Origin of the sequence: Paraburkholderia sp. GAS32, from assembly GCF_050434225.1 — a bacterium.
GTDB classification, from domain to species: Bacteria; Pseudomonadota; Gammaproteobacteria; order Burkholderiales; family Burkholderiaceae; genus Paraburkholderia; species Paraburkholderia madseniana.
Genome location: NZ_JBNPVS010000042.1, coordinates 43,777 through 63,672, shown reverse-complemented (window position 1 = coordinate 63,672; position 19,896 = coordinate 43,777). Strand labels below are relative to the sequence as shown.

General features: G+C 63.2%; 17 protein-coding genes. 8 read left to right on the top strand and 9 right to left on the bottom strand.

Features of this window, described 5'->3' with window-relative positions:
* Window positions 1-11 precede the first annotated feature (11 nt).
* Window positions 12-770 carry a response regulator transcription factor gene (locus P3T25_RS36525; RefSeq protein ID WP_154566047.1) on the top strand — a complete coding sequence of 253 codons (759 nt, stop codon included), beginning with the start codon at window positions 12-14 and terminating at the stop codon, window positions 768-770.
* 45 nt (window positions 771-815) lie between these two features.
* On the opposite strand, the gene P3T25_RS36520 is transcribed toward P3T25_RS36525, so the two are convergent.
* On the bottom strand, window positions 816-2,597 hold the full coding sequence (locus tag P3T25_RS36520) for an ATP-binding response regulator (RefSeq protein WP_154566067.1): 1,782 nt from the start codon (window positions 2,595-2,597) through the stop codon (window positions 816-818).
* 217 nt (window positions 2,598-2,814) lie between these two features.
* On the opposite strand from P3T25_RS36520, the gene P3T25_RS36515 reads away from it, so the two are divergent.
* Together P3T25_RS36515 and P3T25_RS36510 are read left to right on the top strand one after the other, a co-directional pair.
* Complete coding sequence (locus P3T25_RS36515) at window positions 2,815-3,606, top strand: hypothetical protein (RefSeq protein ID WP_154566046.1); 792 nt, start codon at window positions 2,815-2,817, stop codon at window positions 3,604-3,606.
* 212 nt (window positions 3,607-3,818) lie between these two features.
* Window positions 3,819-7,229 carry an alpha/beta fold hydrolase gene (locus P3T25_RS36510; RefSeq protein ID WP_266241006.1) on the top strand — a complete coding sequence of 1,137 codons (3,411 nt, stop codon included), beginning with the start codon at window positions 3,819-3,821 and terminating at the stop codon, window positions 7,227-7,229.
* A gap of 63 nt (window positions 7,230-7,292) precedes the next feature.
* On the opposite strand, the gene P3T25_RS36505 is transcribed toward P3T25_RS36510, so the two are convergent.
* Together P3T25_RS36505 and P3T25_RS36500 are read right to left on the bottom strand one after the other, a co-directional pair.
* Window positions 7,293-8,741 carry an FAD-binding oxidoreductase gene (locus P3T25_RS36505; RefSeq protein WP_266241007.1) on the bottom strand — a complete coding sequence of 483 codons (1,449 nt, stop codon included), beginning with the start codon at window positions 8,739-8,741 and terminating at the stop codon, window positions 7,293-7,295.
* Complete coding sequence (locus P3T25_RS36500) at window positions 8,738-9,727, bottom strand: isopenicillin N synthase family dioxygenase (RefSeq protein WP_266241008.1); 990 nt, start codon at window positions 9,725-9,727, stop codon at window positions 8,738-8,740. Before P3T25_RS36500 ends, P3T25_RS36505 begins: the two co-directional genes overlap by 4 nt.
* Before the next feature lie 275 nt (window positions 9,728-10,002).
* Here P3T25_RS36500 and P3T25_RS36495 point away from each other — a divergent pair, with 275 nt between their 5' ends.
* The 5 genes from P3T25_RS36495 (at window position 10,003) to hutC (P3T25_RS36475) (ending at window position 13,962) form a co-directional block, all read left to right on the top strand.
* A complete protein-coding gene (locus P3T25_RS36495) occupies window positions 10,003-10,830 on the top strand; it encodes a transporter substrate-binding domain-containing protein (protein WP_154566043.1) in 828 nt (275 codons plus the stop codon).
* Window positions 10,831-10,857: 27 nt separating this feature from the next.
* Window positions 10,858-11,508 carry an amino acid ABC transporter permease gene (locus P3T25_RS36490; protein ID WP_054040252.1) on the top strand — a complete coding sequence of 217 codons (651 nt, stop codon included), beginning with the start codon at window positions 10,858-10,860 and terminating at the stop codon, window positions 11,506-11,508.
* A gap of 30 nt (window positions 11,509-11,538) precedes the next feature.
* Window positions 11,539-12,201 (top strand): amino acid ABC transporter permease, encoded by a 663-nt coding sequence (locus P3T25_RS36485; protein WP_154566042.1) that lies wholly within the window; start codon window positions 11,539-11,541, stop codon window positions 12,199-12,201.
* A gap of 20 nt (window positions 12,202-12,221) precedes the next feature.
* Window positions 12,222-13,091 carry an amino acid ABC transporter ATP-binding protein gene (locus P3T25_RS36480; RefSeq protein ID WP_154566041.1) on the top strand — a complete coding sequence of 290 codons (870 nt, stop codon included), beginning with the start codon at window positions 12,222-12,224 and terminating at the stop codon, window positions 13,089-13,091.
* 70 nt (window positions 13,092-13,161) lie between these two features.
* Window positions 13,162-13,962, top strand: coding sequence for a histidine utilization repressor (gene hutC, locus P3T25_RS36475; protein ID WP_154566040.1), 801 nt, complete (start codon window positions 13,162-13,164; stop codon window positions 13,960-13,962).
* A 37-nt stretch (window positions 13,963-13,999) separates the two neighbouring features.
* On the opposite strand, the gene hutC (P3T25_RS36470) is transcribed toward hutC (P3T25_RS36475), so the two are convergent.
* From hutC (P3T25_RS36470) to P3T25_RS36445, 6 genes are all read right to left on the bottom strand, one after another.
* A complete protein-coding gene (gene hutC / locus P3T25_RS36470) occupies window positions 14,000-14,683 on the bottom strand; it encodes a histidine utilization repressor (protein ID WP_154566065.1) in 684 nt (227 codons plus the stop codon).
* A gap of 213 nt (window positions 14,684-14,896) precedes the next feature.
* Window positions 14,897-16,540, bottom strand: coding sequence for an HAL/PAL/TAL family ammonia-lyase (locus P3T25_RS36465; protein ID WP_266241009.1), 1,644 nt, complete (start codon window positions 16,538-16,540; stop codon window positions 14,897-14,899).
* Between the two features lie 54 nt (window positions 16,541-16,594).
* Complete coding sequence (locus tag P3T25_RS36460) at window positions 16,595-17,386, bottom strand: ABC transporter ATP-binding protein (protein WP_429361872.1); 792 nt, start codon at window positions 17,384-17,386, stop codon at window positions 16,595-16,597.
* A 34-nt stretch (window positions 17,387-17,420) separates the two neighbouring features.
* Window positions 17,421-18,176: an ABC transporter permease gene (locus tag P3T25_RS36455; protein WP_154567711.1), complete on the bottom strand. Its 756-nt coding sequence runs from the start codon at window positions 18,174-18,176 to the stop codon at window positions 17,421-17,423.
* Window positions 18,177-18,191: 15 nt separating this feature from the next.
* On the bottom strand, window positions 18,192-18,914 hold the full coding sequence (locus P3T25_RS36450; protein WP_154567712.1) for an ABC transporter permease: 723 nt from the start codon (window positions 18,912-18,914) through the stop codon (window positions 18,192-18,194).
* Window positions 18,915-19,007: 93 nt separating this feature from the next.
* Window positions 19,008-19,832: a transporter substrate-binding domain-containing protein gene (locus P3T25_RS36445; RefSeq protein ID WP_154567718.1), complete on the bottom strand. Its 825-nt coding sequence runs from the start codon at window positions 19,830-19,832 to the stop codon at window positions 19,008-19,010.
* Window positions 19,833-19,896: the final 64 nt, after the last annotated feature.

The following is a 19,896-nucleotide window of genomic DNA, read 5'->3' as shown; positions in this document are numbered from 1 at the left end:
GCGGAGACATCATGAAGTTTCTTGTGGCCGACGACCATGAACTGATCCGGCAAGGCGTCAAAGGGCTATTGCGCGGGCTAGATCCCGACGCGCAATTCGACGAAGCCGATAGCTGGGAATCCCTCGCTGCCGCCGCGCGGCCCGACGCCGACCACGACCTCGCCATCGTCGACCTGCATATGCCAGGTATGACCGGCGCGTCGTCGCTTGAAGTGCTGTTGAAGGCAAACCCGGCGTTGCCGGTCGTCGTGCTCTCCGCTGAAGAGTCGCCCGACGAAATGCGCGCGGTGCTGGCTGCCGGAGCGCTCGGCTTCGTGCCCAAGCGGCAACCCGCCAGCGTCATGCTCAAGGCGATCGAGCTGGTGTTGTCGGGCGGCGCCTATGTGCCGATGGAGGCACTCAGCCTGCTGGGCTCACGCGAGACGCAAGCCGCACCCGCGCGTGCCGAAGCGCCCGCGGAGCTTGCCGCCCATGACGCCGCGCACGCCCCGACTCAGGGCGGCGCCGCGCTCACGGAACCGATCACGCAAATCCAGGCGCTGCAGCCGCACCAGCAACATCTGCTGGAGAACCTGTCGCCGCGACAGCAGGACATCATGCGGCTGGTGCATCGCGGCTGGACCAACAAGATGATCGCGCGTGAGCTGGGCGTCGCGGAAGGGACGGTCAAGGTGCATCTGTCGGTGATCTTCCGGGCGCTCGGCGTGCACAACCGGTCCACGGCAATCGCCGTGATCAACGGCTGGCTCGAGGCCGGGAAAACCCTCTAACAACAGATCAACGGGCGGCGCTCATGTCGCCCTTCATGTCACCCTTCACGCCGCCCGCCCCTTATCCAGTTCCGCCTGCTGCCACAGCATTTCCAGGGTGCGCCGCAAACGCGCCGGCGTAACCGGTTTGTGCAGCACCGGAATGCCTTGCAGGGCCAGCGCCGCCAGTTCGGCCGAGGCCATATCGCCCGTGATCAGCAAGGTCACCACACTGTCGTGGCCCGCCCGCCCGAGCACGTTGCGCACGGCCGACAGCGCTTGCGCGCCGGTCCGGTGATTGGCCAACTGGTAGTCGCATAACACGGCATCCGGCACGAAGCCGTCTTCCAGCGCGACGAGCGCATCGACCTCGTCGCGTGCGCCACGCACGATGCAACCCCAGCGTCCCAGCAGACTGGTGAGGCCTTCGAGAATCGACGGTTCGTCGTCGATGCACAACACCCGCCGCCCCTGCGCCGACGGTCCACCCGCCACCGCCTCGTTCAGGCTCGCGACAATTCCGCCGGCGTCGCCCGCCTGCACCGGAAAGCGGAACACCGAGCCACGGCCCGGCGCCGAGCGCAGTTGCAACTCGCCGCCGAGCATTTCGACGAGGCGCCTCACCGTCGGCAAGCCCAGACCGTGCCCTTGACGCGCGTCGCGCTGCGGATTGGCCACCTGGTAGAACTCTTCGAAGATGCGCTCGTGTTCCTCGGCCGGAATGCCGATGCCGGAATCGCGCACCTCGATATAGCCGCCCGAACGACGCCCTGCGCGGCGATAGCCGACCCAGATCGCGCCTTCCTCGGTATAGCGCACCGCGTTCGAGAGCAGATTGCTCAGCACGCGTTCGAGCAGCACCGGATCGTCATGCAGGACCACCGAGGACGGTGCGATCCGCAGCGCCAGCCCCTTCGCCGCGGCCTGTGGGCGGTACTGGCTGCCGACCCGCTCGAACAGTTCCGACAGCCGGAAATGCAAGCGGATCACCTGGGTCACGCCGCTTTCGAGCCTGGCGAGATCGAGCACCTGGTTGAACAACTGATTCAACGCCTCGACGTTATAAACGATGTGTTGAGCCGTCCTGGCATGCTGCACGGGCGTCGCCGCCGAGTCGTTGAGCGAAGCCGCCAGCAAACCGATCGCATGCAGCGGCTGGCGCAAATCGTGGCTCGCGGCCGCAAAAAACCGCGTTTTGGCGAGACTGGCCTCTTCGGCGACACGCTTTTGCGCCGCCAGCGACTCCGCCAGATACTGTTGATCGACGCGTGCCTGCACGACCTGCTGAAACAGCTTGCGATAACTCAGCGCATAGACGTTGATCGCGCAGAAGAAGAACGCGAGGACGATCGCGAGAATGGTGCGATCGAACGTATGCGTGCCGAAATGCAGCACGATCGCCGGAAACAGCAGAAACGGAATCGCGGTCGAAAAATTCAGCAGATCGAAGCCGTTCGACATGAACACGCCGGCTGCCAGCGTGACGATCATCACGGTGTGCAACAGCGGCAAATCGGCCTGCGTGCTCTGGAACGCGAACCACACCGCAAACCCCGGCGCGCTGTACAGCAGCACGCCGCGCAGCGCATGCAGGTTGATCCAGCCGCGCGGCGTCGCGAGGTGTGGGTAGCGGCGATTGCAGATCCACAGTGCCAGGCCACCGCAATTGGCGGCCGCATAAAACCCGAAACACGCGATGAAAAGCGGCGGCGACGGCACGTTCGGCCAGTAGATCGCCACCAGCACCGCAATCGAGAACCAGTGCGAAAAGAAGGCGATCGGATCTTGCGCGTACAGCACGCGCACGAGGTCTTCGTCGATTGCACGCTGGATTGGGTCGGCCCGCATCATGCGGTCTCCTTTGTCCGGCACCGCAGATTGTTCTGACCGGATGGTTTACCCGGCAGTTTACCCATCAGCTACCACTTAATCCATATAGGCGAAGCGCCCGCCGGAAACCATACTGGCTTCACATTCCAGCGCGGCTCAAAAGTTCCAACACCCCCTTCTTTGCCTGCAGTCGAGGCTCCCCGCGCTCATTGCCTAACCCTTTATGGAGGTTTTCATGGGCGCAGTTCCGAGCCACGCGTTCGTCCGCAATCTCGACGATGCGATCCTGCCCGACCTGTGGCGTCGCCGTACCCAGTTGTCCGCCGACGAAATGGTGTCGATGGTCGATCTGGTCAAGCGGGCGCTACGCACCTACCACCCGCTTGAATTGCAGGCGCTCGGCGAAGACAAGGAAGAACTGGTCGCGCAGTTCATCTACGCGAAAGTACTGCGCCTCGCGCCCGGCCACACGGAAACGAATGCCTGCGCCGACAGCGCGCCGTCCAACGGCTATGCACTGTGCGCGTATTTTCGCCGTTACCTGATCGACTGTCTGCGTAGCGCCGGCCATCAACGCAACGTGTCGATGGAAAACGAAGGCATGGCGCAGGAAATCGATCTGCACGCGCAAGCACTGGAAGATCCGGTCGAAAGCGTGTTGCTGCAATACGGCCTCGACGAACAACGCGTGCGGCTCGCGGCACGGACTTTTATCGACAGCCTCGACGAGCCGGAGCGCATCGTGCTGGCCGGCAGCCTCGGCTGGTGCTCGGAAGGAAAAGGCGGTCTGTCGGCCGTCGCTGCTCAGCATCGTGTGCCCTCGTATCACTATCGCGCCGTCAAACTTGGCGTCACCATGAAAAAGACGGCCGGGGCCGACGAATTTTCCAATACCAAGATCGGCCGCTGGCTGATTGACGTCCTCGGCATCGCGATCGATCTCGACAACCGCGCGGCGATTCTGATCGCCTTGAACCTGCTCGCCGCCGAATCGAGCGACAGCGAAATGAATGAAGTAGCCGCCTAATAGCGCGTTGACAGGCCAGCGTGGGCCGACGGCGGTTCTCTCCCTTTTCCAAAAATCGAACACGCCCCATGCAAACGCCGCGCGCCACGTACGATGCGCCTTTTTTTGTCATCGCGCACCGCCTACGATAAAAAAGCCGCAGCCGCACGCCGTCTTCCTTCCGAAGTCCGGGTTCCCCTACCCGGCATCCCCTTCCTGACGAGGTGGTCTGAATGAACCGCTTATCGAGCGCCCTGACAGCAATTCAGTCGCATTACGACGTGGTGGTGGTGGGATCGGGATATGGCGGGGCGATTGCCGCGAGCCGTATGGCGCGTGCCGGCAAAAACGTGTGCGTGCTGGAACGCGGGCGCGAATTCATGGCCGGCGACTATCCGCGCACGCCGATCGAAGGCGCCACCGAGGTGCAATACAACACCGCGCTCGCACAAATCGGCTCGCCGCTCGCGCTGCTCGAAGTCCACGTGAATGAAGACGTGAATGCGGTGGTGGGCTGCGGACTGGGCGGCACCTCGCTGATCAACGCAAATGTCGCGCTCGAAGCCGAACCGCGCCTATGGGACGACGACCGCTGGCCCGAGGCGCTCCGCGCCGACAAGGCGGGACGCGACAAGGGCTATGAACTGGCTCGCGCCATGCTGCAACCGTCGGCGGTGTCCGGCGATTTTTTGCAGTTGCCGAAACTGCTGGCGCTCAAAAAATCCGCGCAGGCGCTCGGCATGGAAGACCGCTTTTACCCCCCGCCGGTCACGGTCACTTTCGAGGACCGCATCAACGCTGCGGGCGTCGAGCAGAAAGCCTGTGTCGGATGCGGCGATTGCAACTCGGGTTGCAACTACGACGCGAAAAATTCGACGCACATGAACTACCTGCCCGATGCGGTCGCGCACGGCGCCCATATTTTTACCGGCGCAGCGGTGCATTCGGTGTTGCGCGACGCCGCCACACAAAAGTGGATCGTGCACTTTCAGGAAGTGAAGCTGGGCCGCGAGAGTTATGACGCACCCGATCTGTTCGTGAGCGCCGATGTCGTCATCATGTCGGCCGGCACGATCGGTTCGACCGCCCTGCTGTTGCGCTCGCGCAAGGAGGGCTTAAGCGTGTCGGACATGCTCGGCCAGCACTTCACCGGCAATGGCGACGTGCTGGCCTTCGCCTACAACACCGAAGACGTGATCAACGGCGTCGGCTGGGGTGCCCACAAGAAGGGGGACATCCCACCGGTCGGACCGACCATTACCGGCATCATCGACCACCGCAACACCGCTAACGTGACCGACGGCTTCGTAATCGAAGAAGGCTCGCTTGCCGGGCCAGTCGGCGCCGCGCTGGTGGCCCTGCTCGGCGGCGCCGCGTCGTTCGAAGGCGTCGACATTCCCACGCCGCGCGACGCCGGGGAACCGCTCGGCTACGACGCGCGCGTGATCGAGAGCTTCCTGCGGGGCCCCTATCACGGCGCCCTCAATCACACGCAAACCTACCTGGTGATGGCGCATGACGACGAAAGCGGCCAGATCAGCGTGAACGACAAAGGCAGGCCGCGCATCGCCTGGCCGAACGCAGGCAAGCAGCCGATCTTCCAGACCGTCGAAGAAACGCTCGAGAAGGCGCAGGCGCCGCTCGGCGGCAAATACATGCGCAACCCGATTTCGACCAAAATGCTCGGCGACCAGATTGTCACCGTGCATCCGCTCGGCGGCTGCGGCATGGGCGAGGACGCGGCACGTGGCGTCGTCGATCATGAGGGTCGAGTCTTTAGCGGCACGACCGGAAATGCGGTGCACGAAGGCCTATACGTGATGGACGGCGCGGTCATGCCGATGTCGCTCGGCGTCAATCCGCTGCTGACGATTTCCGCGCTGGCGGAACGCAATTGTGCGCTGCTCGCCAACGCGCGAGGCTGGAACATCGATTACGAGGCCAAGGGCACGGCCGCTACGCCCACGCCCCAGAAGATCGGCCTGCGCTTCACCGAAACGATGATTGGCACTTATACGCCGGCAGTGGCGGGCGAAGCTGCTACCAGCCCGATCGAATTCACACTGACGGTGGAATCGGACGATCTGGCCGATATGCTGAGCAATCCGCAACATCTGGCCCACACTACGGGCACGCTGACCTGTCCCGCGCTCTCCGCGCAACCGATGACGATCACGGACGGCACCTTCAACCTGTTCGTGGTCGACGAATCGGATGTGGACGAGCGCAACATGAATTACCGCATGACGCTCAATTCCACGGAAGGCAAGAAGTACTACCTGACGGGACAGAAAATCATCACGCGTACGTCGCCGATCAATCTATGGGACCAGACCAACACGCTGTACGCCGAACTCCGCGACTCGGCGCAAGCGGATGCGCCGGCGATCGGCAAAGCAACGCTGATCATTACGCCCGAGAATTTCCTCAAGCAGCAACGCACGCTCGAGGTCACCAACACGCCCGACCTGACGTCGCGCCTTGAATGGACCCTGAAGTTCGGCAAGTTTTTCGCGGGCGTGCTGTTCACCGAGTATGGCGGCGTGGCCGCGCCCTTGCAGTTTTATGATCCGAAGGCGGAGCCGCGCCTCAAGCGCGCGCTACGCGCGCCCGTGCCGCAAGTCGTCTTCTTCGACACAGCCGACGGGACCACGCTTCGACTCACGCGCTACGCCGGGCCGCCCGACAAACCGTTGCGCCCCGTGCTGCTGATCCACGGTTCGGGCGTGTCGAGCCGGATCTACTCCACCGATCTGATCGGAACCAACCTGGTGGAATATCTCTGCGCAGCCGGCTACGACGTGTGGCTCGTCGATCTGCGCGTCAGCATCGAGATGCCGAGCGTGCTGGTACCGACCAATGTCGACAAGGTTGCCCGTGAGGACATTCCGGCCGCGGTCGCCAAAGTGCGGGAGTTGACCAACGTGCCGGACATTCAGGTGCTGGGCCACTGCATGGGTGGGTTGGCGTTGACCATGTCGTTGCTGTACGGCCTCAAGGGCGTGCGCTCGGCGGTCATCTCGCAGGTCTCGGCGCATCCGGTGCCGGGCACGCTGGAAAAGATCAAGTGCGGGTTGCATGTCCCGGACATCATGGAGCATTTAGGCGTGCTCGATCTGACCGCTTTTACGGAGCACAGGTCGTGGCCCCAGAACCTGCTCGATGAAGCATTGCGGCTCTACCCGCTCAGTCATAAACAGGGCTGCGGCAGCCCGATCTGCCACCGGGCGACCTTCCTTTACGGCCTGCTCTACGAACACGAGCAGCTAAATGAGACGCTTCATTCGAATCTGCAGGAACTGCTCGGCGTGCACGACGTCTCCGTCTTCAAGCATCTCGCTGCAATGGTGCGAGCGGGCAAGGTCGTCGATGCCGAAGGCCGAGACGTCTATCTGAGTGGCGCTGACGGCATGAAGGGCCTGGATGGTTTGCGCCTGCCGATCGGCTTTATCCATGGCGAGAAAAACGAAACCTATCTGCCGAAGAGCACCTTGCTGACCTATGACATGCTGGTCGAGCAATGGCCCGAGCAGCCGTATGAACGGCATCTGATTCCCGGCTACGGGCACATCGACTGTATCTTCGGCAAGAACGCGGCGGTGGATGTCTATCCGGTGATTGCGCGGTATCTGAATGCGCATTGACGGAACGGCCAGGGCGTAGCCGCGCGTTACGCCCGCGAACCGCTGGCGCGCGGCGCACCCTGTTCAAAACAACTTGCCCGGATTCAGAATGCCGTGCGGGTCCAGCGCATGTTTGATGGCCGCCATTGCAGCCAATTCAGCCGGCGAGCGCGAGATCGGCAAGAACTCGCGCTTGAGCAAGCCGATCCCGTGTTCCGCCGATACCGAACCGTGCAACGGTCCCAGCATCCCATAGACGAACGCATACACCGCGTGATGATCGACGCCGGGGATCGAATGACCGTCGACGGTGACATGCAGATTCGAATCGCCGATATGGCCGAAGAAATACGACACGTTGCCAGGCCAGCGCTGATCGAGCGCTGCGCGGCAACGATCGACGAAAGCGCCGATTTCGCCGATGGGCAAACTCACGTCAAAGTTGATCGGATCGAGCCGCACCGGAAACTCCGCAGTGCATTCGCGAATCGCCCATAACGCCCGCACGTCGGCCACCGATTGCGCGATCACCGCGTCGCGGATCGCTTCTGAATCGAGCGCTTCGGTCAGCACGGCAGAGAAGCGTTCGCCGTCGTCACCCGCGTCGAAGCTCCCGTGTTCGATCAGTGCATAGAGCGGGTGCGAGTCGGCGAATGGCGAGCGCGTGCCCGTCAGCTTCACGCCGAAATCGTAGAAATCCGGCCACATGATCTCGAACGCGCCGATGTCGTTGCCAAAGCGCGTCGACAGGCGGCGCAGCAGGTTCACGGCGGCGGCGTAATCGTCGAGCGCGACGAGCGCGGTGTGGCGCGCCGCGCGTGGCGGATGGAGCCGCAGCACCGCGCGCGTGATCACGCCGAGCGTGCCTTCCGAACCGATGAACCAGTGTTTGAGGTCGTAGCCGGTGTTGTTCTTGACCATCTTGCCGAGCGAAGTCAGCACGTCGCCGTTGGCGAGCACGACTTCGAGGCCGAGCACCTGATCGCGCGCGGTGCCCGACTGGATCACGCGATTGCCGCCCGCGTTAGTCGCCAGATTGCCGCCGATCTGGCACGAGCCGCGCGCGCCCAGATCGAGGGCGAGTTCGAAACCCGCTTCGGCGGCGGCTTCCTGCGCGGTTTGCAAAGTCGTGCCGGCGCGCACGGTCAGCGTGGCCGACGCGGTGTCGATTTCTTCGACGCCGGTGAGCCGTTCGAGCGACAACGCGATATCTGTCGCGCGCGCAATCGCGCCACCTGCGAGACCGGTCATGCCGCCCTGCGGCACCACCGGTTGATGCGCTGCGTGGCAAATGGCCAGCGCGCGCGAGACTTCTTCCGTGCTGCGCGGCAAAAGCAGCGCGGCGGGACGTGTCGGATCGTGGCGGGTCCAATCGGTCATCGCGTGCTCGCCGATCTGCTCGCCAACGCGCACTGCGTCGGCCCCGAGCGCGGCGCGCAGCGCGTCGAGCGTTGCGGAAAGCGGCGCTGCGCTGACGTTTGCGTTGCTGCCCACGCTGCTTGCGACGCCGTTTGCCAAACTGTTATCCGTCATGCAGTGGTTCCTTGCGTTCCTTCAACCGCCCGTTTCTTGCGATAGCCCATCGAATCATTGATTCGCCCGAGGATGTAGTCACCCGCAGCGACTGGCTGATACTTGAGTTCGGCCTCACTCGTGCCGAGCTCACGCGGATCGACCATCGCACCGTAAGTGGGATCATAGAACGTCGCGATCGAATAGCGCTCGCGCCCCGACGCATTGATCACGCGATGCAAGGTGGAGCGGAAGCGGTCATTGGTCCAGCGCGCCAACAGGTCGCCGACGTTCACCACGAAGCTGCCCTCGATCGGCGGCGCATCGACCCACGTATCGTTGGCGATCTCACGCACCTGCAAGCCCCCCACCTGATCCTGCCACAGCAAGGTAATGCAGCCGTAGTCGGTATGCGGCGCGACGCCGAACTGATCCGCGTCCGATTGGGGCGGCTGCGGCGGATAGTAGACCATCTGCGTGCGCTGCATCCGCTTCGTATAGCGCGGTGCGAAGAAATGTTCGTCGACGCCGAGACTCACGGCCACGGCACGCAGCAGATCGGCGCCGCATGCGGCGACCGCTTCGTAATAGCCGTAGAGCGCAGGCCGCAACTCAGGCATGAAATCCGGCCAGTTGTTCGGCCCTCGCAGCGCCTGGCCCGCACGCACATCGGGATCGTCCTCAGGCAGCTCCAGGCCGATGCTGAAGAACTCCTTGTAGTCGGGACGCTTGGCCTGATACATGGTGGCGTCGCCGAGCGCGTTGAAACCGCGATGCCGTTGATTGACCGCCGCACGCCGCTTCGTCTCCACCGGAAACGCAAAGAACGTGCGCGCCACCTGTTCGGCCGCATCGATTGCCGCTTGCGGCACGCCGTGATTGACGATGTAGAAGAAGCCGATCGTCGTGCACGCTTCGCGGATTTCGTACGCCACGCGCGTCAAAGCCTGCGGGTCGCCGGCACGCACGCCGGCAAGATCGATGATCGGAATGCGGGTCACGGGCATTGCGTTGCTCCCTGGAGGGCTAGTCAATTCAACCGACGAAAGAGGCTGATGAATCAGTCGCGACAAGCTCGCGTGCCTCGTGCATTCCAGTTGTATATACCGCCAAAAGCGTACCCGCAAGTTGCTTTGCGGGGCTTCACGTAAGGGCTTTTCTCTACTCGTGCGTTTATTTATTTCGCGCGAAAACTGCGGTATATACTGCATCGCATGACTCGCGCCGGTCCATGCTGACGAACCGCTTTCGCGCGACACCGCTTTGCCAACCGGAGAATCCCATGAGCATCCTTGCAGGCTGGAAGTGTCGTTTGGTCATGCTGGCGTTGTGCGCGGCAAGCGTCACCGCCCACGCGGAAGACCAGCTCGCCAAAGTGAAGAAAGCAGGCGAACTGGTGGTGGGCACCGAGATGCAGTTCGCGCCGTTCGACTTCCTTGAAAACGGCCAGCAAGCGGGCTTCAATAAGGACCTGTTCGCCGAGGTCGGCAAGGAAATGGGCGTCAAGGTGCGCTTCATCGACTTGCCGTGGCCGAGCGTGCTGCCGGGTCTCGAAGCCGGCAAGTTCGATATGGTGGGCGGCCCACTGACAGTCACGAAGGCGCGCATGGAACGCTACACGTACACCCTGCCGATCGCGGACGCCACCGACGCGCTGCTCAAGCGCGCCAACGATTCCGCCGTCAAGCAATCGTCGGATATCGCCGGCAAGACGGTCGGCGCGGGCAAAGGCTCGGCCCAGCTCGACCAGTTGAAGACCTACGTCGCCACCTTGCCGAAGCCGCCTGAAATCCGCGAATACGTCGACAACAATCAGGCCTACGCCGATCTCGCCGCCGGCCGCATCGCGGCGGTCGCGAACTCGATGACCAACATCGCGTATGTCGCGAAACAACGTCCCGAAACCTTCGCTGTGGTGCAGCCGCCGTTCGGCGCGAAAGTGTACTTTGCTTACTGCCTGCGTAAAGACGCGGACAGCAAGACGCTCGCCGATGCTTTCAACGCCGCGCTCGTGAAAATGCACAACGACGGGCGCCTCGCGACCTTGCAGAAAAAGTGGTTCGGTGTCGCGATGGATGCGCCGACAACGATGCCGACGCCGAACTATTGATGCACTGATCTAGCGAGTGCGACGCGTATGTTCAGCACGACCGTCTTCCTCCAGGGCCTGCCGCTGCTGCTGCATGCGGCACTCGCTACCATCGGCATTTCACTGACGGGCCTCCTGATCGGTTTCTTCGTCGCGATCGGCGTGTGTGCCGCACGCCTCTCCCCGAAGCGCTGGGCGCGCATGTTCGGCGGCGCCTACGTGTTCTTTTTTCGCGGCGTGCCGATGCTGGTGCAACTGCTGCTGGTGTATTACCTGCTGCCGTTCGCCGGGATCAACGTATCGCCCATCGTCGCGGCAATCAGCGCCGTGTCGCTGTGCTCCGCTTCCTATATCGCCGAGATTCTGCGCGGCGGCTTTCTCAGCATTCCGCCGGGCCATCTCGAAGCCGCGCGCATGCTCGGGCTCTCACCGTTCGATATGCTGCGGCGCATTCTGGTGCCGCAGGCGTTTCGCTTGACGCTGCCTTCGCTCGTCAACGAAATGGTGCTGCTGATCAAGGCTTCGTCGCTGATTTCGGTGGTGGGTGTGGCCGAACTGACGCGCACTGCGCAGAACATCGCGGCCAGCACCTATCGGCCGCTCGAAGCCTACGTCGCTGCCGGGCTGATTTACTTCGTGATCTGCGGCACGCTGGCGCTCGTCGCGCACGCCGCCGAATACCGTTTGCAGCACGCCTGACCCACCTAGAGCTTGAGATTGAAATAGGCCATGCAAAAGCTCGACCCCACCGTCATTACACACAACCTGCAGCCGATTGCCGCCGGTCTCGCGACCACGCTCGGCACCTGGGCCGCGGGCGTCGCGATCGGCATTCTGATCGGCTTTCTCATCGCCGTGCTGCAGCTCTTTTGCGGACGCTGGGTGCGCGGCGTATTGCGCTTCTACATCGAACTGTTTCGCGGCACGCCATTTCTGGTGCAACTGTTTTTGCTGTACTACGGCGGCCCGTCCTTCGGCCTCACGCTCGAACCGATGACAGCCGGTGTGCTCGGATTAGGCCTCTACGGCAGCGCGTATTTCGCCGAAGCCTTTCGCTCCGGCTTTCAATCGGTGCCGCCGGGTCATCTCGAAGCGGCAGCCTGTCTCGGACTCACCCGCTGGCAAGCCGTCCTGCGCATTCAGGTGCCGCAAATGCTGGTGCTGATCGTGCCGGCGTTGACCAATCTGATTATCGTGCTGAGCAAGGAAACCGCGGTGCTGTCGATCGTCACCGTCCCCGAGCTCACGTTCGTGCTGACCGGCATCGGTTCGGCCACCTTCGCTTTTGTCGAAACGCTGCTGGTGCTGTGCGTGTGCTATCTCGCGCTGGTCGAATTGACCTCGCGCGCGGGCATGTGGGCCGAAACCCGCATCGCGCGCTTCATGGCATGAACGGAAATCCGGACCATCTTATGAACGCTATCGCCGACATGCCGTCCTCCACTTCCACCGCTGCCTTCGATACACCGCCCGGCGCGCCGCTGATCGAAGTGCGCGACCTGAAGAAACGCTTTGGCGAGGTCGAAGTACTGCGCGGCGTCGATCTCGAGATCGCCCGCTCCGAAGTGGTCTGCATCATCGGCCCATCGGGCTCGGGTAAGAGCACGCTGCTGCGCTGCCTCGCCGCGCTCGAAACCTACGATCAGGGCGACGTGCGCATCGAAGGCGAACTGCTCGGTTACAGCGAGCGCAATGGAAAACGCGTGCGAGCGTCGCAAGGCGAGATCAATCGCGTGCGGCGCAACGTCGGCATGGTGTTTCAGCAATTCAATCTGTGGCCGCATATGACGGCGCTCGGCAATGTGATGGAAGCGTTGCTGCGCGTGCGCAGTCTGTCACGCGATGAAGCGCGCCGCCGCGCCAATGCGATGCTGGAAACCGTTGGCCTCGCGCATAAGGGAGATGCCTACCCGTCGAAACTCTCGGGCGGCCAGCAGCAGCGCGTTGCAATTGCTCGCGCGCTGGCAATGGAGCCGCACATCATGCTATTCGACGAGCCGACCTCGGCGCTCGATCCCGAACTGGTCGGCGAAGTATTGCAAGTGATGAAGCAGCTCGCGCGCGACGGCATGACGATGGCTGTCGTCACGCACGAAATGGGCTTTGCCGCGCAGGTCGCCGACAAGGTGATGTTCATCGATCAGGGGCGCATCGCCGTGCAAGGCAAGCCGCGCGAGGTCTTTCACGATGCCGGGCAGCCGCGTTTGCGGCAGTTCCTGCAAAACTACTTCGACCGCAATGCCTTCTGGGCGCGCGGTCCGGATGATGCGGAGCCGGTATGAACTTGCGCCGATGCCCTCCCGATTCGGCTGGCTCGTGCAGTTCACGCGGACTGTAGCGCAAGGGCCGCCGATGTCCTCCACCGTTCGCAGCAAAGCTCACGACAATCCGCCCGCCGCGGCGATGAAAACCGCGCGCGTGGTGACTGACGCACCGGCCGCCCGCTACGAACAGGTCAAGACCCACATCCGCCAGATCATCGAATCGGGCGCGCGGCAAGCGGGCGACCGTCTGCCGTCCGAGCTGGACCTGGTCGCGACGTTAGGCGTGTCGCGCATGACGGTGAACCGCGCGCTGCGCGAACTCGCCGATGAAGGCCTCGTTACCCGCGTGTCCGGCGTCGGCACCTTCGTTGCGCAAACCAAGCCGCAATCGACGCTGCTGATGATCGCCCATATCGGCGACGAGATCCGCTCGCGCGGTCACGAATACAGCTACGATACCGTCCTCTCGCAACGCGAAACTGCGCCGGTGACGGTGTCGAACGCATTAGGGCTTGCGCCCGGCGCTTCCGTGTTTCATGTGATTTGCGTGCATCGCGAGAACGGTCTGCCGGTGCAGCTCGAAGACCGCTACGTCAATCCGGTCACGGCGCCGGACTTCCTGAAGCAGGATTTCTCTACGACGAGGCCGTCCGAGTATCTGTTCGAGACCGTGCCGGCGCATGACGTCGAGCATGTCGTCGACGCGGGTCTGCCGACGCGCGCCGAAGCCGAGTGGCTGGAAATTCGCGCCGATGAGCCGTGCCTGACGCTGATGCGCCGCACATGGACGAGCGGCGTTGCGGTCACGTTCGCGCGTTTCGTGCATCCGGGCTCGCGGTATCGGCTCGGTTGCCGATTCACGCCGGATCTGTCGCAGCGCCAGGGCTAGCGGCGCGAGCGCCGTGCCCTCGCCCGCTTCCTGCCATTCACACGTTGCCCGCCAGATGGAAACGCGACGCCGGATGCCACAGTTGCACCGACGTCGCCACATCATCGCCGACCCATGTGCGGCGCCATAGCTGCAGGCAAGGCTCGCCGATATCCATCATCAGATGCCGCCGCACATACGCGTCGGGCTTCTGCGCATAGATACGAAACTCCGCGCGCTGGATCGGCGCGAGCCGCACCATGTAGTGATTCGGCGTCTCGACAGTGAAGTCCTGCTCCAGGTACTCGGGGAACACCTTCGGATTGACGTAGCGATCTTCGTACTGGATCGGCTCGCCCTCTTCGCTGTGTACGATGCACGAGTGAAACGCCGGGCCGCTGGCAAGACCGAGCGCTTCGAGCGCTTGCTGATCGTCGCTGGGTTCGAGCGTCAGCACACGTGCGGAATGGCGATGGCCACGTGCGGCGATTTCGTCGGCGATATTGCGGATTTCCAGCACCGTGGATTCGTAGCGCTGTGGCGCGACGAACGTGCCGGAACCTTGCACGCGCGTCAGCACGCGTTCGGTGGTGAGCTCACGCAGCGCGCGCGATACCGTCATGCGCGCGACACCGAATTCCTTGACCAGCTCCGTTTCGGATGGGATCAGGCCGCCCGGCTTCCAGTCGCCCTCGCTGATGCGCCTGATTACATAGCGCTTGATCTGCTCATAGGCGGGCATCGCCTTGGCGGGTGTCTCAGGGGTGCGACCCGGGCGGTCCTGCGTGTCTGCGGTTTGCGCGTTTGTAATAGTGTTCACGTCGACCTCGTGGGTGGTACGCGGGTGGTACACGTTAGGCCGGTTCACCGGCGGGTAAGCCCGCTCACCGGCTTTGTCTCCATCTATCTGATTCATCCATTCGAGCCGGCCACGCCATTGCAGCAACGAGCGTCGTCAGCCTGCGTGGGCAGTGGCCCGGCCGTCGTTGGCCGCCGCGTCGGCGCCAAGCTTCCCCGCCGCGCCAACGCTCGTCACGCTCGCAAATGCGGCGCGAGCTGCGTCGCTAACCGAAGCGTCCAGCCCGGGCCGAATATTACCCGGGTTTGGCAGCGGCGGCGGTGTTTCGTCGGCGATGATGCGAAACGCGATGCTCATGTCGTCCGCGAGCGGCCGATCGTCGCGATACGTCGGCACAGCGCGGCGTATGCGTTGCCAGAGCGCATCGGTGTGCGGCGCGCGCGGTGCGTCGATGCTTTGCAGATCGTAGGCTTGTGCCGCCGCCAGCAATTCGATGGCGATGATGCGCCCGGCGTTGTCGACGATCTCCAACGCTTTCAGCGCAGCGGGCGTGGCATGGCACAGGTGGTCTTCCTGCAGACCGGATGTGATGCCGCCGTCGAGACTCGCGGGCATCGCGAGGCGCCGGTTCTGCGCGACCAGCGAGGCCGCCGTGTACTGCGCGATCATGAAGCCCGAACAGGTGCCGCCCGGCTCCGCGAGAAACGCCGGCAAGCCGCTCACGAGCGGATTGACGAGACGGTCGAGACGCCGCTCGGCCATCGCCGCGACTTGCGCGATCGCGGTGGCAAGGCTGTCCATCGCCAGTGCGATCGATGCCCCCACCGCGTGCGCCTGCGAATAGACACGTGGCTCTTCCGGCGTGCCGGCGACGATCGGGTTGTCGGTAATCGACGCGAGTTCGCGATTGACCACGTCGGCGGTCCCAGTGAGCACGTCACGCGCGGCACCATGTACGTGCGGAATGGTCCGCATGCTCAGCGGATCCTGCGTGCGCTGGCCGACCACCGCGGCAAGAATGCCGCTATCGGCGAGCGCGGTACGCATGCGTTCGCCGACCAGGTTCAGGCCCGGCGAAATGCGCAGCGCCAGCGAGTCTTCGTCGAAGGCCGCGAGTTGACCACGCAGATTCTCGAAGCTCATCGCGGCGACCACGTCGGTCCAGTCGAGCAAACGGGCGGCGCGCGACAGCGCCAACGCGGCGAGACCCGTCACGCACGGCGTGCCGTTGACGAGGCTTAAACCCTCCTTCGCGTCGAGCACCAGCGGTTCAAGGCCGAGCAGTTGCAACGCATCGCGCCCTTTGAGACGCTCGCCGCGATAGCGCACATGCCCCTCGCCGATACAGACGAGCGCGATATGCGCCATATGGCTCAGATAACCTACCGAGCCGAACGCCGGCACTTCCGGCAGGCAATCGGCATTGAGCAACGCGACCAGTTGATCCGCGACTTCGAGGCGAATCCCCGAATGCCCGTGTGCAAAATTGTTGACGGCCGCCGCCATGATCGCGCGCGTCTCGGCAACACCGAGCGGCGCGCCCACGCCTACCGCATGACTCATCAGAATATTGCGCGACAGCGTGCGCTGTTCGGACGGCGACACGATTACGTCGCACAACGCGCCGACGCCGGTATTCACGCCGTACGCGCGAATCCCGCGCTCGACGATCTGCTCGACAAGCACGCGTGCCGCCCGGATACGCGAGCGGGCATCGGTGGAAAGCTCGAGCGGTTCGCCAGCGGCGATGGCCGCCACCTGAACCCAGTCGAGAGGACGATCGGAACGGATCACGGCCATGATAGTGCTCTGTGCGGTGAAGTAACGAAGTGGCAACCAGCCAACGCTGATCGATTAGTTAGTCGCGCGGTCCTGGTGGCTCGACACGAATTGGCGGAAACGGTCCGACTTGCATTCGACGAACACTTCGTCCGGCGTGCCGTCGGCTTCCACCTGACCTTGATGCAGGAACATCACGCGATTCGACACATGGCGCGCGAAACCCATTTCGTGCGTGACGACAAGCATCGTGCGGCCCTCTTCGGCGAGCGAGCGCATCACGCGCAGCACTTCGCCGACCAGTTCGGGATCGAGCGCCGAAGTCGGCTCATCGAACAGCATCACTTTGGGATGCATCGCCAAAGCGCGCGCGATCGCCACGCGCTGCTGCTGACCGCCGGACAGATGTGCGGGATAGTGGCCACGCTTTTCCGCAAGACCGACTTTTGCCAGCAGCGCTTCCGCTTCTTCAACCGATTCGGCACGGCTGCGCTTTTGCACGCGCATCGGCCCTTCGATCAGATTCTCCAGCACGGTCATATGCGACCAGAGATTGAAGTTCTGAAACACCATCCCGAGTTGCGAGCGCACCCGGTCCACCTGGCGGCGGTCGCTCGGTTGCAGCTTGCCGTCGCCGCGCCGCTTCATTTTCAGCTCTTCGCCGCCGAGTGCCACCGAACCGTCATCCGGCGTTTCAAGCAGATTCAGGCAGCGCAGAAAGGTGCTCTTGCCGGAGCCGCTCGCGCCGAGAATCGAAATCACGTCGCCTTGATGGGCGTCGAGCGAAATGCCTTTGAGCACGTGATGGTCGCCGAACGACTTATGGATGTTCTTGACCGACAGTGCAACAGGTGCCGTAGCGTTCATGGGATTCTCCAGATTCTGCAAGATATGCGATCGTTCAGGGCGCGGCGCGGCGTGCTTCGGTCGTGGACGAAACCGGCCGGCTCGGCGAGCTTTGTGCGGGCGCCGCACGCAGATGGCGCGACAGGCGCGTCTCGAGGAAGCCGAGCAAACGCACGATGACGAAATTCAGGAACAGATAGATCAGCGCGGCGCAGATGAATACTTCCGTGGTGCGATACGTTTGCTGAATGATCTGCTGCGCGACGCCGGTCACTTCCCACACGGTGACGAGACTCGCGAGCGCGGTCGATTTGACGAGCAGCACGGCCTCGGTCGAATACGCGGGCAGACACTGACGCAGCGCAATCGGACCGATCACGCGGCGCAGCAGCGCGAAACCCGACAGGCCGATCGAATAACCCGCTTCGATCTGACCGACCGGCACGGCCATCAACCCCCCGCGGATAATCTCAGCGGTATATCCGGCGGTGCACAGCGCCAGGGATAAAACCGCGCACATGTACGGCTCGCGCAACACCGGCCACAGGAAGCTCTCGCGAATCACGCCGAACTGGCCCATGCCGTAGTAGACGAGGAACATCTGGATCAACAGCGGCGAGCCGCGGAACACGAGGATATAGGCACGCGCGAAACGGTTCGGCAGCCAGTGCGGCGACACGCGCATCGTGACGATCACGAGCGAAAGCAAGCCGCCGAGAATCAACGAGCAGAAGAACAGCCCGAGCGTGGTCGGCACGGCCGCGATCAGTTGCCGCAGCGTGTCGAGCAGAAAATCGAAGTCGAAATGCATGATGTCCGGTCCTCGTCAGTTGCGCGCGAAGTTGCGCTTGAAGGATCGGCCCACGCGCGCTTCGGCGTGGTTGAAGACCCGGTTCGAGATGCTGGTCATCAGCAGATACAGCGCGCCGCCCACCACGAAGAACGTGAAGTACTGATGCGTCGAACCCGCCGCCACCTGGCTAGCGCGCAGCAGTTCGGCCAGCCCCGTGACCGAAATCAACGCCGAGTCTTTCAGGCTCAATTGCCAGACATTGCCGATGCCGGGCAAGGCGAAACGCAGCACTTGCGGAATCAGAATGCGGCGCGCCATCGTCATGGTGGGCATGCCGATCGAACGCGCTGCTTCGAGTTCGCCGCGCGATACCGCGAGCACCGCCGAGCGATACACCTCGGCCTGATACGCGCCGGAAATCATGCCGACCGCGAGCGCGCCGACCACGAACGGCGGCACGCCGACAAAGCCGTCCGCGCCGAACCATTGACCAATCGTGGTCACGAGCGTCGAGCCGCCGAAATAGAACAGATAGATGACGAGCAGCTCAGGTACGCCGCGAAACACAGTGGTGTACAGGTCGCCGATCACGCGCAGCGTGCGAAAGCGCGACAGCTTGGCCGCCGCTACCAGCGCGCCGAACACGGCGCCGACAGCGAGCGCCGCCAGCGTAAGCGCGACCGTCATCAACGCTGCGAGCAGCAACACGCCGCCCCAGCCTTCCTGCCCGAAGCCGAGCATCTCTATCAGAGCCATTCCCTACCCCTCATCCATTACGGCGGATCGAACCAGCCGACAGGCGCGGTTTTTCACGCCGCGCCTACCGTTACCTCTGAACGCTCAGGCGAATCAAGGCGTGACGTCGGTCTTGAACCACTTGGCGGAGAGTTTCTTGACGGTGCCATCGGCAAGCGCGGCGCTGATCGCGGTATCGAACTTCGCTTTCAGGTCGGCGTCCTGCTTACGGAACGCGAGACCTTCACCCGGACCCCAGATCGGGCCGCCGATCTTCGGGCCGGCCATGATGATCGACGCAGTCTCTTTCTTGTCGACGTTGGCGGCGTAGTAGGTCACGTCGTCGAACGAGGCGTCGATGCGGCCGTTGGCCAGATCGAGGTCGCGCTCAGGCGAGGTTTTGTAGACGCGGATCGTGGCGACGTCCTTGAAGCCGTCGTTGATGAACTTGGTGTAGACCGTGCCCGACTGAATGCCGATGGTCTTGCCCTTCAGTTGCTTGCGCAAAGCGTCGACGGTGGGTTGATCGGTCTTCGGATCGCCCGACAGCTTGACGACGGCTGCGGTCGGTGCGGCCTTGGGCAGCACTTTCGCGTCAGTCACGGCGAACGTGGCCGGCGTGGCGGCGTACGGCTTCGAGAAGGCGATGATTTTTTCGCGTTCCGGCGTGATCGAGATCGCGTCCATCAGGACGTCGAACTTGCCGGCCTGCAGACCGGGGATCATGCCGTCCCAGTCTTGCGCCACGAGGTTGCACTGGAGCTTGATGCGCTCGCACAGATTGGCGACCAGCTCAGGTTCGAAGCCGCCCAGCTTGCCGCCCGGCAAGGTCAGGTTCCATGGGGCATAACCGCCTTCCAGCGCGATCGTCACCGTCTTCCAGTCTTTGGCCTGCACCGGTGCAGCGAAAATCGTCGCGGCGCCGAGTACGGCGCCCATCAATGCTTTTGCTAACGTCGTGCGCTTCACTTTCACGTCGAAACTCCTTTGATTGAGGAAACCG

Bases quoted from the DNA above. Each gene is read 5' to 3' on its own strand.
- P3T25_RS36490 (WP_054040252.1), top strand. From the start codon at position 10,858: ATGTTCAGCACGACCGTCTTCCTCCAGGGCCTGCCGCTGCTGCTGCAT.
- P3T25_RS36520 (WP_154566067.1), bottom strand. From the start codon at position 2,597: ATGCGGGCCGACCCAATCCAGCGTGCAATCGACGAAGACCTCGTGCGC.
- P3T25_RS36505 (WP_266241007.1), bottom strand. From the start codon at position 8,741: ATGACGGATAACAGTTTGGCAAACGGCGTCGCAAGCAGCGTGGGCAGC.
- P3T25_RS36485 (WP_154566042.1), top strand. From the start codon at position 11,539: ATGCAAAAGCTCGACCCCACCGTCATTACACACAACCTGCAGCCGATT.
- P3T25_RS36460 (WP_429361872.1), bottom strand. From the start codon at position 17,386: ATGAACGCTACGGCACCTGTTGCACTGTCGGTCAAGAACATCCATAAG.
- P3T25_RS36445 (WP_154567718.1), bottom strand. From the start codon at position 19,832: ATGGGCGCCGTACTCGGCGCCGCGACGATTTTCGCTGCACCGGTGCAG.
- P3T25_RS36495 (WP_154566043.1), top strand. From the start codon at position 10,003: ATGAGCATCCTTGCAGGCTGGAAGTGTCGTTTGGTCATGCTGGCGTTG.
- P3T25_RS36465 (WP_266241009.1), bottom strand. From the start codon at position 16,540: ATGGCCGTGATCCGTTCCGATCGTCCTCTCGACTGGGTTCAGGTGGCG.
- P3T25_RS36450 (WP_154567712.1), bottom strand. From the start codon at position 18,914: ATGGCTCTGATAGAGATGCTCGGCTTCGGGCAGGAAGGCTGGGGCGGC.
- P3T25_RS36515 (WP_154566046.1), top strand. From the start codon at position 2,815: ATGGGCGCAGTTCCGAGCCACGCGTTCGTCCGCAATCTCGACGATGCG.
- hutC (WP_154566040.1), top strand. From the start codon at position 13,162: ATGTCCTCCACCGTTCGCAGCAAAGCTCACGACAATCCGCCCGCCGCG.
- P3T25_RS36455 (WP_154567711.1), bottom strand. From the start codon at position 18,176: ATGCATTTCGACTTCGATTTTCTGCTCGACACGCTGCGGCAACTGATC.
- P3T25_RS36480 (WP_154566041.1), top strand. From the start codon at position 12,222: ATGAACGCTATCGCCGACATGCCGTCCTCCACTTCCACCGCTGCCTTC.
- P3T25_RS36510 (WP_266241006.1), top strand. From the start codon at position 3,819: ATGAACCGCTTATCGAGCGCCCTGACAGCAATTCAGTCGCATTACGAC.
- P3T25_RS36525 (WP_154566047.1), top strand. From the start codon at position 12: ATGAAGTTTCTTGTGGCCGACGACCATGAACTGATCCGGCAAGGCGTC.
- hutC (WP_154566065.1), bottom strand. From the start codon at position 14,683: ATGCCCGCCTATGAGCAGATCAAGCGCTATGTAATCAGGCGCATCAGC.
- P3T25_RS36500 (WP_266241008.1), bottom strand. From the start codon at position 9,727: ATGCCCGTGACCCGCATTCCGATCATCGATCTTGCCGGCGTGCGTGCC.